Raw genomic sequence first — 14,563 nt, forward strand, 5'->3', positions numbered from 1 at the left:
ATACTGTTATGAAGAAGAAGGTACAAGCTATCATCAAAAAAATCCGCTTGGCGGCGTTGATTCCGCTAGGATTTACCCTGATCGTATTATTAGGATGCTATTTCTTCGTGATCCGCACCCACGGAGACGGACAAGCAGCAAAAAGTTTCTTTATTTTTTCAGTAATCGTACTGCTGCTAGAAATCGCAGTGTTAGTAGGAATGACCTATTTGGTAAAAAAAGAGACCCATTCGGGCATGGATACGTTATTGACAGAACTAGAAGCAGTCGGTTCTGGCGATCTGTCGCATATCGATGAGATCGGCAGCAGCGACCAGACTTCTCTTTTTGGGCAAGTTCAAAATCGTTTTCAAGGGGTTTTAAACACCTTCAAAGCGGTGATCGTTGGTATGCACGAAGAAAGCAGCCGAATGGAAAAAATGGTAGGCGGCCTAACAACAACCTCAAAAAATGCCAAAAATTCAATTGAAAATGTGCGTCAGACGATGAATGCCATCGCAGATGCCACTAGTTCACAAGCCTCCGAAGCGGAACAAACCTCCTTTGATATGGACGAGCTAGCCTTAAGTATCGAAGAGATCCACAAAGAGATCGAATTGATGAATGGCTATGTGGGTCAATCCCAAAGCAGCAATGTCCACAATTCAGAAATGATGTTCCATGTATTTGAAAGCTGGGAGATCGAACGGCAAAACCAAGCAGAATTAGTAGAAAGCATGAACGACATGAACGAAGATGTCCAAAGCATCGGTAAGATCGTTCAGCTGATCAATGACATTTCTGATCAGACCAACTTACTGGCATTGAATGCATCCATCGAAGCAGCTCGAGCTGGAGAAGCGGGCCGAGGGTTTGCCATCGTTGCGGAAGAAGTCCGCAGCTTGGCGGAACAAAGCAGTCAATCAACGAAAAGCATTCGTTCGATCATTGAAACGATCCGCAAAAAATCGGAAAAAGTGGTCTCTGCAGTGACGGATTCCTTTGAAAGCGGCGAAAAACAAACCAACAATATCAACAAAGCGATCGAGTCAGCCAATGAGATCTCTGATATTGTCGAAAAATTGGTTTCAAGTATTCAAGCCGTGGAAGCCCATATTACCGGGATCGTTGAGAAAAAAGACATGGTTCAAGTTTCCGTCAGCAACATTTCGGCTGCTGTTTCGGAAACCTCTGCCGGCACCCAAGAAGTAACGGCAAACTTAGAAGACTTCTACTTAGTCATCGAAGACTTTGAACGGAATGTGCAAGAGATCGAAACGATCGCCACTATCCTTAAATTCCAAGTGGATAGTTTCAAATTCTAAAAGGAGCAGTGACGCCAATGGAACAATACGTTGTATTTAAAAGTCATCAACAACTCTTTGCCTTGCGTATCGACTATGTGGTACGGGTCATTGAGGCTGCTCCTTTTACACAGCTGCCAGAAGTGGCAGATTTCGTGCTGGGGATCCAGCCTTTTGAAGAGGCGATGGTGCCGATCATTGACATCCGCAAAAAGCTGTTTGATGAATTTACACCGGAAACTGGGCAAAATGTGGTCTTGTTGTGTCACTGGCAAGAGCAGGCGATCGGCCTATACGTGGAAGAGATCGTCGGCATTTTACCGCTAATTGAAAGTCCTAGCAATGCGGAATTAAATACGTCAGGACTCAAGCAAAACTATATCGAAGCCTTTCTGAAAAAAGACGATGAACTTGTGCTGGCATTGGTGCTGCCGTTTCTTTTTAGCTATGAACAAGCCGCTGAGATGACGGCTGAGTTAGACGCCTATCAGACAGAGGAATTGGCAGCCGCCAATGACGATGACAATGATGACCGTGAATGAGGAACTGCATGTGGGGATCTCGGAGTATAAGATCGCCCAAGCGCCAACGCGTTTGATCACGGTGGGTTTAGGTTCTTGCATCGGCACGATCATTTACGATGAAGCCAGTCATATCGGCGGCTTGAGTCATATTATGCTGCCAGATAGTCAGCCTTTTTTGCACAAGCGGGAAATCAAGCCCGAGAAGTTTGCGGATTTGGCATTGCCAGCGATGGTGGCTGAGCTGGAACAAAAGATCCGTCGGCCTCGCTTTCAAGCGAAAATCGTTGGGGGCGCCAATATGTTTCAGTTCCAGACGCTTAACGCTGCCAGCAACATTGGTCAGCGCAATATTGAAGCCGTCGAGGAAGTCTTGGCTCGGCTAAACATTCCGATCGTAGCCAAACATGTTGGCGGCAGCGCTGGTCGAACGATGATCGTAGATCTTCAGGATTTCAAGACCATGGTTCGGCAAGTCAAACAAGAAATCGTTTATTTGTAAAAGGAGTACAGGGATATGAAAAAAGTAATGATCGTCGATGATTCGGCATTCATGCGGAAAGTAGTGACAGATTTATTGAATCAGCTGCCTGATATCGAAGTGACCGTCGCTGCCCGCAATGGCAAACAAGCATTGGACTATCTGACCAAAGAAGCGATCGATTTGGTAGTAATGGATGTGGAGATGCCTGTGATGAATGGATTAGAGACCTTGCGGAGGATGAAACAGCAATCAGCCATTCCCGTCATCATGCTTAGTTCATTAACCAATCAAGAAACCACGATTGAGGCATTGGCGCTAGGCGCCCGAGATTTTGTCGAAAAACCGGTCAGTCTATCGATGATCGAAAAAGAATGGATCGCTGAATTTCATCAAAAGATTTTGGCGATGGATCATGAAGCCGGCACGGTTCAAACCCTGATGCCAACGATTGCCCAGCCCACTAAGCTGACGCAAAACAGCTTGCCGGTATCACTTGATGCGCTAGTCATTGGTGCTTCAACAGGCGGACCGCGTGCCTTGCTGGGGATAATCCGCCGTTTGCCTGCGCGTTTGCGTTGTCCCATTTTGATTGTTCAGCATATGCCTGCGGGATTTACGGCTTCCTTTGCAAAGCGCTTAGACACAGAGACAACCGTCCGAGTACAAGAAGCAGTCGATGGCATGCGGATCGAAAATCAAGTGTATCTTTGTCCAGGGGATTACCACATGACGGTCAAACAAGGGCACTTGCAGCTGGACCAGCGAGAAAAACGTCATGGGACGCGGCCAACCGTCGATTATCTTTTTTCCTCAGCTGCTGACTACTATGGCCCGCAACTAGCGGCAGTGGTTTTGACGGGGATGGGAAAAGACGGCACCGCTGGCTTACGACAGATCCAAGCGGCTGGGGGCTATACGATCGTTCAAGACAAAGAAACGTGTACAGTCTTTGGGATGCCGCGGTATGCCATTGAACAAGGAGTCGTGGATGAAGTCCTGCCGTTGCAGGGCATTGAAGCAAAAATTGCACAGATGGTCAGGTGAAGAAGATGGAAGAAGAATTTGCCTTATTTAATGCGTGGGTGGATCGCCGATTAGGGATTCCCTTAGCCGCATACAAAGAAAATCAAATGCAGCGCCGCATCCTTACGATCATGGAAAACAGCGGGGCAAAAACGTTGAGGGAATACCAGCAATTGATCGAAGGAGATGACGGGGTGCGGGCGGCTTTTTTAGCCCATATCACCATTAACGTAACGGAATTTTATCGCAACAAAGAACTGTTTGACGCCTTTGAACGCGTCTTGAAAACCATTGTTCTCCCGAAAACCACGCTGCCAAAAATTTGGAGTGCCGCATGTTCGATTGGGGCAGAACCCTATACGATCGCCATGCTGCTAGAAAAAAACCAAATTGCCGCAGCCAATGTCTTGGCCACTGATATCGATACGCAAATTTTGGCAAAAGCCAAGCAAGGACTCTATCGAGACCACGAATTGCGGAATGTCTCAGCGGCAGAACGTACCCGTTTTTTTGATGCAAAAGAAAAGAACCAGTTTCAAATCAAACCAGAAATCAAACGGCGAGTTCATTTTAAGCAACACGATCTTTTGAAAGACCCGTACAATGGGCCTTTTGATGTGATCGTTTGCCGCAATGTGACGATTTATTTCAAAAGTGATGCTCGGGATGCCGTCTATCAAAAATTCAGCGATGCATTGGTCCCAGGGGGCATTTTGTTTACGGGAGCGACAGAAACGATCAATTTTGCGGAACAATTCGGTCTCAAGAAAATCGATTCGTTTATCTATCAAAAAGTATAATTTTGTAAAGGAGGGACCCATTTGGATGACAATAGTGTCTATCGTACCCTTTTCTTTGAAGAAACAGACGATCATTTAGCACAGTTGAATGATCATGTCTTGCAATTGGAAAACGATCCAAAAGATAGCGCCTTGCTGAATGATATTTTCCGTTCTGCCCATACCCTTAAAGGGATGGCGGCAACGATGGGCTATGACGTCATGACGCAGCTGACCCATAAAATGGAAAATATTTTTGAGTTATTTAAAACAGGGACCTTGCAAGTGACCCAGCAATCGATCTCATTGATTTTCAAATGTCTGGATCGCCTGTCAGAACTTGTGGAGGACTTGCGGGAAGAACGCGACCTGCAGCCAGCTCAAATTGCCGATTTATTGGCCGAACTTGACCAAACGGAACATTCTGGCGGCCTACCAACCGAGACAGAAGCAAGTCAAAAACCCACCGCAGTGGGCGCATTAACCCCACAGCTTCAACAGATCGATCCTTCTGATCTGTATGTGATCGAGCAAGCGGCTGGAGATGGCTATCAAGCGGTCCAAATTGCTGTTCGCTTAGATGCCCAATCCATGTTAAAAGGCGCTCGTGCCTTCTTGATCATGGAAAAGCTGGGTCAAGCAGGGGATGTTCTCTATACAGAACCAGATGCCCAAACACTCGAAGAAGGCACCTTTGAATCAGATTTTTCACTGCTGTATTTGACGCAGCAAACACTGGCTGATGTCGAGCAAAACATCGCCAGCAATAGTGAGATCGAAGCCTTTGTGGTGGCACCGTTTGATCCTTCAGCTGCTGTGTTGGAGGAGGCAGAAGAGCTGCTTCAACCAGTGCCGACCCAAGAGTCAGAGACTTCTGCTCTTCAGCAAGCGACAACAGAAACGAAAGAAAAATCGCCGGCGCCCGCGCATCATGCGTCCGCCCAAAATCAATCGATCCGAGTCGACTTGAATCGCTTAGATTCATTCTTAGATCTCGTGTCCGAATTAGTGGTCTATCGCAATCAATTAGAGGATGTCAGTGAGCGGGAAAACATCGAAGCAGTCAAAGACCCCTTAGAGCAAGTTTCACGATTGACCTCTGAGCTGCAAGATTTGGTCTTGCGGATCCGCATGCAGCAAGTCAATGTCGTCTTTAGTCGCTTTCCGCGAATGGTTCGGGACTTATCCAATGAACTGCAAAAGGAGATGGAACTTGTCATTTTTGGGGAAGAAACGGAATTGGATAAAACAGTGGTTTCTGAGTTGAGTGAACCTCTGGTCCATCTATTGCGTAATTCTGTCGATCACGGCATCGAAGCACCCGATGTTCGGGAAAAACTGGGCAAACCGCGCAAGGGCACGATTCGCTTGGCGGCCTACCAAGAAGGCAATCGCGTGATCATTACTTTAGAGGATGATGGCAAAGGCCTTGATCCGCAAGTAATCAAAGCAAGTGCTGAAAAGAAAGGCTTAGCAACGGAAGGTCTTTCCGATGAAGCGTTGCAGCAGCTGATTTTCCATCCTGGTTTTTCAACGGCGCAAGAAGTGACCAACATTTCAGGGCGCGGTGTCGGGATGGATGCCGTGCAATCGAAGATCACCCAACTAGGGGGCACGATCGAAATGAAGAGTCAGCCAAATAAAGGCACGCAGTTTGTGATCAAATTGCCATTGACTCTGTCGATCATTCAAGCGTTGATGGTTCGCGTCGGAGCAGAAACCTTTGCGATCCCATTAAATCTCGTCGAACGCGTGGTGATGGTCAAAGAAGAAGAGATCATCCAGACGGTCTCGGATGAGGTCTATCGTTTTCAAGAGGAGTTGATTCCCTTGGTTCGGACCGATCAACTCTTAGCGATCGAAGGCGATCCATCTGAGAAAAAATTCGCCATCATCGTCAACAATGACCAGCAATTTCACGGCATTTTGGCAGATGAACTGATCGGCCAGCAAGAAATCGTCATCAAGAAAATCGATCCGCTGCTGCAAAAGCTGAATCGCTATCAAGGAGCAACGATTATGGGTAACGGCTCGATTGCACTGATCTTAGACATTCATGCCATCTGTCAGGAAAAAAAGGATGACCGCTTATGAGTTATACAGCGCTGCAGATCGATGGCCTAAAAGAACTGATCAATATCGGCGGTGGTCACGCTGCGACGAGTTTATCAAAGCTCGTCCAACAACCGATCGACATGCGGGTACCGGAAGTCGAGATTCTAGCGTATGAGGACCTGTATCAGCAGATCATGGCGGAAGACAAAGAAGTCCATGTGGTGATGAGCCAGATCGAAGGGGCGTTTCGGGGGATCTTCTTGTTTGTCTTAACGGATGAATCCGCCGCAAAATTGCGTCAGTTGATGATCCAAGAAAGCGATCCGTCAGAAGAGTTGAAGCAATCGGTCATCAACGAGTTGACCAACATCCTCACCAATTCTTTTTTGATCGCGATCGGGCAACTGTTGGAAACCCAGCTGAGTGCGTCTTTACCAAGCGCCAGTTATGATTTCTTTGGCGCAGCGATCAGCTCCATCTATCTGGCGATGGCCCAGTATGATGAGCAGGTGATGGTGATTCGTAATGAGTTCGTCTACGCCAAAGAAACATTAGAGGCATCGTTATTTTTGATTCCAGAAATCGGTGTACTAGAAAACATATTTGATTCATTAGGAATTTGAAAGGGGCAAATACAATGTCAAAAAAAGTATTGATCGTGGATGATGCGGTATTTATGCGCATGAAATTAAAGGATATTTTAGAAAAAAACGGCTATGAAGTCGTGGGGGAAGCCCAAAATGGCCAAGAGGCTTTTGAAAAATACCAAGCAACGACACCAGACTTAGTGACTATGGATATCACGATGCCAGAAGTGGACGGCTTAGAGGCATTAAAAATGATCCGCACGTTTGATGCGCAGGCGAAAGTCGTGATGTGCAGTGCTATGGGGCAACAAGGAATGGTGATGGATGCGATTCGCGCCGGTGCGGTGGACTTTATCGTGAAGCCCTTTGACACGGACCGCGTAATCACTGCCATCGACAAAGCCTTTGCCTAATGCCTAGGAGGATAGCGACATGCAGATGATTCTTTTCAAAATGGCCCAGCAGTACTATTTGATCTCGGCGGACTCGGTGGACGAGGTCATTGATGCCCCTTCCTTTACGAAGGTGCCCTTAGCACCAGAGTGGGTGGAAGGGTTGATCAATCTGCGGGGGTCTGTCGTAACGGTGATTCGTTTGGCAAAATTGATTCCCATCATGGAACCAGCCTACGAAAAAAACATATTGATCATGAAGAAGCAAGAGGAGACCAAAGGGGTCCTCGTAGAAGAAGTAATTGAAGTACTTGATATCACTGAAGACGATATCCAACTGGGCAATCAAGAGACAGAACATGCCGTTGGGGTCGTGACGATCGGTGAAAAAGTAGCCAGTGTGATTCAAATCGATCACATGATTTTTTAAAAAAATGGGGGATTAGTGTGGATCAGGTATTGACGCAGCAAGAGATTGATTTATTGTTGAATGCGATGAGCAGCGGAGAGATCGATCAAGAAATTATTGAGATAGAAGACAAACAAGCCAAAGTGAAAGCCTACGATTTTCGCCGACCAACAAAGCTGTCGAAAGAATACGTCAATACCCTGCACATGATCTTCGAGGATTTCTCGAAGATGAGCAGCAGCATGCTTTCTACCCAACTGCGGACCAATGTTTCTTTGCAGTTGGCAGCTATCGAACAAGTCAGTTATGACGAATTTATCCATTCGATACCAAAATTTACTTTGTTGGGGCTCTTTCATTCGCAGCCTTTGAGCGGGATCCAAATGATCGAGATGAACCCACAACTGTGTATGATGTTGGTGGAGTTGTTGTGCGGCGGATTGGATGTTTATCAAAACAAGCCGATCGAAATGGATTTTAGCGAGAAAAAAAGTTTTACTGATATTGAAACAGCGATCTTGGAAGAAGTAGTAGCACAATTTGTACGGGTCTACCAAAATGTTTGGAAGGACATCGTTGCCTTGGATTCGGTTTTGGATGGAATCGATACGAATCCGCAATTGATGCAAAACATGTCGCCCAACGAACCCGTCGTGTTAGTGACCTTTACTATCAAAATTTTTGAAGTGAAACATTTTATCAATCTATGTATCCCCTATGTCTTCTTTGAAGGGATCATTGATAAATTAAGTTTCCGCAATTGGTTTGATAGCAATCAGCCCGTCAACCAAGACGATAGCCGCGAGTTGCAAAAAAGTTTGAATGGGGTCGGATTGAATCTAGAAGTTCTGCTGGGCCATGCTCAAATGAGTCTTTCTGAGTTTCTCCACTTAGAAGAAGGCGATGTCATCAAACTAGACAAAAAAATTACTGAACCATTAGAGACCTTCATCGATGGAAAACCTTACTTCCGAGCAAAACCTGGGAAGCAAGAGGACCATTTAGCCATTGAATTATTAGACAAGTTAGAAGAGGAGCAAGAACTATGAGTGAACGTTTATCCCAAGCAGAAATCGATGCATTGTTGAATCAAAGTGCCCCAACCCAGCCGCAAGGATTAGAAGAGCAAGTCAAAGTCGACATTATCGGCGAAGTTGGCAATATCTCCATGTCGCAAGCGGCGACGACGTTGTCTTCCATTCTTGATCGTCGGGTCAGCATCACGACTCCCCGGGTGTCTAAAATCAAATTTGGTGAGATCTTAAACGACCTCGTTGCACCAAAAGTAGCAACGACAGTTGAATTTAAAGAAGGCCTTTTAGGCAGTAATTTGATGCTGTTAGAAGTCAAAGATGCCATCGTGATCGCTGATTTGATGATGGGGGGAACCGGTGAAACCAGCAACACCCAATTCACGGAATTAGAGCTAAGTGCTGTGGCAGAAGCCATGAACCAAATGATTGGGACTGCCTCGACTTCGATGGCGACGATGATCAGCCGTAAAGTGGATATCTTACCGCCGATCGTCAAACTATGGGAGACACCAGAAAACATTGAGTATAGCGGGATCGAGGCAGAGGAAGAGATTTATTGTATCTCATTTTCTTTGCGCGTCGAAGGTCTGATCGAAAGCAAAATCATGCAGATCTTTACGGATCCGGTGGTTAACGATATCGCCAGTGCGATGCTGTCCGATGAAGCGACTGTCGTTACTCGAGAAACACCAACACCGCAGCCAACGGCACCCGTTGCTGCGCCTACCCCTGAACCGGCGGCTACATCAAAACCCGTTGAAGTCAGCAAACCGGCGTTTCAAACATTGGCCTCTAGCGGGGTGAGCGATGGGGATAATTTGGACTTGATTCTTGATGTGCCACTGGATCTAAGTGTCGTGTTAGGCCGCAGCAAAAAAACCATTAAGGACATTTTATCTTTCAATACAGGGTCCGTCATCGAACTGGAAAAACTGACGGATGAACCGCTAGAGATTTTGTTGAACGGCAAACTGATCGCCACTGGGGAAGTCGTGGTCATCAATGAAAACTTCGGCGTACGGATCACCAACATTCTTTCGCAAAAACAACGCATCCACAATTTGCATTAATTTGAAGAAATCGCAAAAAGTTAAACATATGGGTTTAACTTTTTTGTGATTTGACCGATAGTAGAGGGTAGAAGAATGAGAACGGAGGAGAACCTATGAAAATCGAAAGAGGTTACGCAGAATACAGCGACAAGGCTATCAAACGTGAAGCGGTCAAACAAGAAAAGCCAACTGCTGCTCAGACAGAAAAAACCGTCGATGTTCAATTGTCCGAAACAGCTCAAGCCATTCAAAAGAGTGCCAATCAAACAGCCAGTCGCAGTGAACGAGTGGCAGAATTGAAACGAGCGATCAAAGAAGGCACCTACCAAATATCTGCCGAAACAATCGCCGATAAAATGCTGCAGCAAGATGAAAAGCAGGTCGACTAGATGACAGAACGGGAATTTGAGCGTCAGCTACAGCAGTTCTTGCGGTTGCTGCAAAAAGAAAAGACCTGCTTGATCAAAAATCAAGCAGAAAAATTACCAGAACTCGTCGAGAAAAAAACCGCCTTCGTACCCGTTTTTTCCACGTATGAAGGAACTCTTTCAGTGGCGATCAAAGAACTCATCCGCCAGATCCAAGTGCAGCAAGCCGAGAATCTCCTGCTGACGGAACAAGCCATTAGTTTCCAAACCGTTTTGATGGATGCAGTCAAAGAAAATATCAAGACACCGGCAAATACGTATTCGAAATATCAAGAAAAACAAGCAGTCTCAACAGCGATCATCGATCAAAAAATGTAAGGAGTACTACTATGACAGGACTATTCGGTTCATTAGGCACCGCAACCCGGGGCATGACCGCCAATCAAGCAGCGTTGCAAACCAGCAGCCACAACATTGCAAATACCAATACAGACGGCTACTCAAGACAACGAGTCAACTTGCAAGCCGAAGCGTCTTACCATCTAGCGGGTGTCGGCAGCATCGGTATGGGTGTGAAAGTCGGCAGTGTCGAACGGATCGTCGATGATTTTGTCATTGGACAAGTACGCAATGCCAATTCTACCTATACATATTATGAACAAAAAGCAGACATATTAGGACAGCTGGAAAGTTTAATGAATGAGCCTTCCGACAACGGACTGTCCAAACAGCTGGCAACGATGTTTGATTCTTGGACCGCATTAGCCAACAATCCTGAACTGGATACGTCTAAGACCCTTGTGCTGGAAAACAGCAGTACGTTTGCCGATACCATCAACCAAATGGGCAAACAAATGACGCAGCTGCAAAGCGACACGCTGGATACCATCGAAAAATCCGCGCTGGACTTCAATGAGAAGGTCAAGCAGCTGCAATCCTTGAATGAACAAATCTATGGGTTGACGACAAGTGGTGAAACACCCAATGATCTCTTAGATCGTCGAGACAGTCTGTTGAAAGATCTCTCGGGTCTAGCAGGGATCGAAACCAAGACCGATCAATATGGCCGTGGGTTTGTATCTATGAGCGGACAGACGATTTTAAGTGCGGAGGAACGCAATACCCTTAGTGTGGTGGTGGGACAAAGCGACACAGGCGCCTTAGTTTCCAAAGACGGCAACGCCTTGAATCCTGCCGAAACCATCACGGGGTCTTATCCAGCTGGAACCGTCTTGTTGACGAAAACCACCGACAATGGCGACACCGCCTATACAGAATTGCCGATCAAAGAAGGGGCGATCGGTGGCCTGCAAGCATCATCTAGTGAAATCGGCAGTCGCTTGACGGAATTGAACAACTTTACGACGACGATCGCGCAAGCCATGAACATGGTCTTTACCGGCGGCGCTTCTCGTACAAGCGGACTATTTGAGATCGGCCAAGATGATACCGGCACAGCGACGACGATTCGGGTCAGCCAAGCACTGTTAGATAACCCAAGTCTGGTGACCGGCGGAACGAGCAATGCAGCAGGAGATGGTTCAAGAGCTGCTGCAATGGCCAAACTCAGCAGTGCCAAATTGGATTTCCCGTTGTCAGAAAAGACGATCGCTTCTTTTGATTCTGAGACATTGACGTTTGCTAATGCAGCATCCGGCATGAGTGTCAGCAGTTATTTTAACAGCATCGTCACCAAAAACGGGATCTCAAAACAGCAAGCCGACAATACGGTCAGTGCCCAATTGTCGCTGCTGAATCAACTAGAATACAAAAATCAATCGGTGTCCGGTGTTTCATTAAATGAAGAAATGTCAGATGTGATTCGTTTCCAACAAGGATTTCAGGCCAATGCCCGCATATTATCGGTCGTTTCTGAAATGTTAGACACATTGATCAATCGAACAGGAGTGTAGAACATGCGTATTTCCAATTCAATCACCTACAATGATTTTTTACGAAATCTAGGAACCAACGCCTCCAAAGTCCAATCCACGTTGAATCAGCTATCGAGCTTGAAAGAAGTCAGCAAGTCCTCGGATAATCCACTGCTGGTTTCAAAAATCATGGATCTCAATGTGTCGTTAAATCAAAACAAAACCTACAATAATACGATCAAAGACAGTATTTCTTGGACAAAAGCCCAAGATTCTGCTTTAGAAAGCGTCAGTACCTCGATGCTGCGGATTCGCTCATTGGTTCAATCTTCTGCCAATGCGACAGCCGGCAGTGAGGAATTAGGCGCAAATCGTTCAGAGATCGAGCAAGAGATCGCAGGTATCGTTGAATCATTAAATACCAACTTTGATGGCCGCTATTTATTTAGCGGAACGAATACGACGACGGCGCCTTTTGAGATCGTCAAAGAAAATGACGCCATCGTCGGTATCAAATACAATGGCACCAGTGAAGACTTGCCCCGAGAAATCGCAAACGGGGTCTCGGTGGATCTGTTAGCCAGCGGTGATCGACTGATGAACGAGACGGGCACCGCTACGGATCCCCAAAATTTAAGCACCTACTTCAATGATTTATTGTCTGCGTTGCGCAGTGATGATAAAGATGCCTTAGGGGGCGAGCTTTTAACTGCTCATGACCAGCATGCCACCAATGTAGTGAATGTACGGGCGCAGATCGGCACCCTCTACAATCGCTTGGAGGCGGCAGCTGATCGAAATGAGACGGAAAAGCTGAACTTGACCGAAACACTGTCCAACAAACAAGACGTCGATATTGCGGAAAAGTATATGGAATATCAAAATCAAATGACTGCCTACCGCTCAACATTAGCAATGGGAACAAAGATCATGCAGATGTCCATTCTAGATTATTTAAATTAACCCAAAAAACTTTTGTTCTTTGACGGGAGCAAAAGTTTTTTATTTTTTTTAGAAAAAAGGCTTAACCCTGAACGGTTTCTTCCGATAAATAGTAGCAGAGGGAAACCTTAGCGAATAAAAATTAGGAGGAACTACACATGAGAATCAATACAAACGTTTCAGCATTGAATACTTACTCACGCCTAACGGCAGCAAATGCTTCTAAAAGCAATTCTTTGTCTAAATTATCTTCAGGCTTACGCATCAACAAAGCTGGGGACGACGCAGCTGGCTTAGCAATTTCTGAAAAAATGAAAGGCCAAATCGGCGGTTTGTCACAAGCAAAAAGCAATGCACAAGATGGTATCTCATTGATCCAAACAGCAGAAGGTGCATTAAATGAAACCCACAGCATCTTAGGCCGTATGCGTGACCTTGCGGTTCAAAGTTCAAACGGTACGTTAAGTGATGACGACCGCAGTGCGATCAACAAAGAATACACCGCATTGTCTGATGAAATCGATCGTATCAGCAATACCACTGAATTCAATACAAAAAGCTTGTTAACTGGTGAAGGCGATGATGCGAAATCATTCACTTTCCAAATCGGTGCCAACGCAAACCAAACAATGGGCGTTTCAATCAACAACATGAGCTCATCTGCATTGAAAGTAAAAGGCTTAGATTTAACACAAGCCATTGACACAAGCGATGCCAAAGCTGTTGCTGCAGCAAAAGATAAAGCAGTAGCGACTGCCTTCAAAGCAGATGCTACAACAAAATATGCAGCGGACGGCACAGTTGATGCGGCAGCTGGTAAAACAGTTGCTGAATTACAAACAGCCATCGATACAGCTGCGGATGATACAGCAAAAGCAACAGCTCAAAAAACATACGATGATGCTTTAGCAACATTTACCGCTTCTGATGAAGGCAAAGCAGCAGCGGCAACTGTCAGCGTTGAAAACAACCCAATCACGAAAATCGATGAAGCGATCAAAGCAGTTTCTGCACAACGTGCGGATCTTGGTGCGGCGCAAAACCGTCTAGAACACACAATCAACAACTTAGGTACAACACAAGAAAACCTATCTGAAGCAAACTCACGTATCCGTGACGTTGATATGGCCCAAGAAATGATGAGCTTTACGAAGAGCAACATCCTTTCTCAAGCAGCAACTTCAATGTTGGCACAAGCAAACTCAATGCCTAACAGCGTATTGAGCTTGTTACAAGGATAATTTTTGATCAAGTGAACCACTGACACAAGGACTGCCTAGGGGAAGCGCAGTTCTTGTGTTTTACATAGCAGCACAAAAACGCTTAGAAATGAGGAAGCTCTGATGGATATTCAGCCAATGTCAGGAATACACCCGATCGAAGCCGTTGCGTCGGTCGCTAAAGCACGTCCGATCGAATCCCTAGATCCAGAGACCGCCAACCTTCAGCCGCAACACCAAGAGGGGAAAATGGCGGAGAAAAAGGAACGGACAGTGGTCACTGAACCGCCGATCCACTATTTTTCAGTAGCCGATCAGCACAAGATCGCAGCCTCCGTGGAGGAAGTGAATCAGCGACTACTTGGCAAAGATATGAAATTGGCTTATGAAGTACATGAGCGCACAGGGCGTACGATGGTGCGTTTAGTGGATATGCAGACCAACGAAGTGATCAAAGAGATCCCACCAGCCAACATGCTAGATGTGATTGGAAAAATATGGGATGACATGGGCATTGCGGTCGATCGAAAGGGATGAAAC

At 46.0% G+C, this 14,563-nt stretch carries 17 protein-coding genes; all 17 read left to right on the forward strand.

What is annotated here, in order from left to right; all coding sequences use genetic code 11:
* The first annotated feature begins 8 nt into the window (after window positions 1–8).
* The 17 genes from A5877_RS09550 to A5877_RS09630 all read left to right on the forward strand — a co-directional run bounded on the left by A5877_RS09550 (window position 9) and on the right by A5877_RS09630 (window position 14,560).
* On the forward strand, window positions 9–1,304 hold the full coding sequence (locus A5877_RS09550; protein ID WP_005226627.1) for a methyl-accepting chemotaxis protein: 1,296 nt from the start codon (window positions 9–11) through the stop codon (window positions 1,302–1,304).
* 17 nt (window positions 1,305–1,321) lie between these two features.
* On the forward strand, window positions 1,322–1,825 hold the full coding sequence (locus A5877_RS09555) for a chemotaxis protein CheW (protein ID WP_086316747.1): 504 nt from the start codon (window positions 1,322–1,324) through the stop codon (window positions 1,823–1,825).
* Entirely contained in the window at window positions 1,797–2,306 is a 510-nt protein-coding gene (locus tag A5877_RS09560; RefSeq protein ID WP_005226629.1) for a chemotaxis protein CheD, read from the forward strand. Before A5877_RS09555 ends, A5877_RS09560 begins: the two co-directional genes overlap by 29 nt.
* Window positions 2,307–2,321: 15 nt before the next feature.
* A complete protein-coding gene (gene cheB / locus A5877_RS09565; protein ID WP_061053560.1) occupies window positions 2,322–3,332 on the forward strand; it encodes a chemotaxis-specific protein-glutamate methyltransferase CheB in 1,011 nt (336 codons plus the stop codon).
* Window positions 3,333–3,337: 5 nt separating this feature from the next.
* Window positions 3,338–4,111, forward strand: coding sequence for a protein-glutamate O-methyltransferase CheR (locus A5877_RS09570; RefSeq protein WP_005226631.1), 774 nt, complete (start codon window positions 3,338–3,340; stop codon window positions 4,109–4,111).
* 21 nt (window positions 4,112–4,132) lie between these two features.
* Window positions 4,133–6,184, forward strand: a complete 2,052-nt coding sequence (locus A5877_RS09575; protein WP_086316748.1) for a chemotaxis protein CheA — start codon at window positions 4,133–4,135, stop codon at window positions 6,182–6,184.
* Entirely contained in the window at window positions 6,181–6,768 is a 588-nt protein-coding gene (locus tag A5877_RS09580) for a chemotaxis protein CheC (protein ID WP_005226634.1), read from the forward strand. Before A5877_RS09575 ends, A5877_RS09580 begins: the two co-directional genes overlap by 4 nt.
* Window positions 6,769–6,782: 14 nt before the next feature.
* Window positions 6,783–7,145, forward strand: a complete 363-nt coding sequence (locus tag A5877_RS09585; RefSeq protein ID WP_003129084.1) for a response regulator — start codon at window positions 6,783–6,785, stop codon at window positions 7,143–7,145.
* 19 nt (window positions 7,146–7,164) lie between these two features.
* A complete protein-coding gene (locus tag A5877_RS09590) occupies window positions 7,165–7,554 on the forward strand; it encodes a chemotaxis protein CheW (RefSeq protein WP_005232757.1) in 390 nt (129 codons plus the stop codon).
* 17 nt (window positions 7,555–7,571) lie between these two features.
* Complete coding sequence (fliM, locus tag A5877_RS09595; RefSeq protein ID WP_008376586.1) at window positions 7,572–8,582, forward strand: flagellar motor switch protein FliM; 1,011 nt, start codon at window positions 7,572–7,574, stop codon at window positions 8,580–8,582.
* Window positions 8,579–9,637, forward strand: coding sequence for a flagellar motor switch phosphatase FliY (gene fliY, locus A5877_RS09600; RefSeq protein ID WP_008376584.1), 1,059 nt, complete (start codon window positions 8,579–8,581; stop codon window positions 9,635–9,637). The genes fliM and fliY overlap by 4 nt, the downstream gene beginning before the upstream one ends.
* 95 nt (window positions 9,638–9,732) lie before the next feature.
* Entirely contained in the window at window positions 9,733–10,008 is a 276-nt protein-coding gene (gene flgM, locus A5877_RS09605; RefSeq protein WP_016619539.1) for a flagellar biosynthesis anti-sigma factor FlgM, read from the forward strand.
* The gene (locus tag A5877_RS09610; protein ID WP_016609029.1) at window positions 10,009–10,365 is read left to right on the forward strand and encodes a hypothetical protein; all 357 of its coding nucleotides are present in this window, start codon (window positions 10,009–10,011) and stop codon (window positions 10,363–10,365) included.
* An 11-nt stretch (window positions 10,366–10,376) separates the two neighbouring features.
* Entirely contained in the window at window positions 10,377–11,900 is a 1,524-nt protein-coding gene (gene flgK / locus A5877_RS09615; protein WP_016619540.1) for a flagellar hook-associated protein FlgK, read from the forward strand.
* A gap of 3 nt (window positions 11,901–11,903) precedes the next feature.
* The gene (gene flgL, locus A5877_RS09620) at window positions 11,904–12,824 is read left to right on the forward strand and encodes a flagellar hook-associated protein FlgL (protein ID WP_008376577.1); all 921 of its coding nucleotides are present in this window, start codon (window positions 11,904–11,906) and stop codon (window positions 12,822–12,824) included.
* A gap of 137 nt (window positions 12,825–12,961) precedes the next feature.
* Window positions 12,962–14,044, forward strand: a complete 1,083-nt coding sequence (locus tag A5877_RS09625; RefSeq protein WP_008376575.1) for a flagellin — start codon at window positions 12,962–12,964, stop codon at window positions 14,042–14,044.
* Window positions 14,045–14,146: 102 nt separating this feature from the next.
* Window positions 14,147–14,560, forward strand: coding sequence for a flagellar protein FlaG (locus A5877_RS09630; protein ID WP_016611599.1), 414 nt, complete (start codon window positions 14,147–14,149; stop codon window positions 14,558–14,560).
* Window positions 14,561–14,563: the final 3 nt, after the last annotated feature.

The sequence above is a fragment of the Enterococcus sp. 3C7_DIV0644 genome (genome assembly GCF_002141235.1).
Taxonomy (GTDB): Bacteria; Bacillota; Bacilli; order Lactobacillales; family Enterococcaceae; genus Enterococcus_D; species Enterococcus_D entomosocium.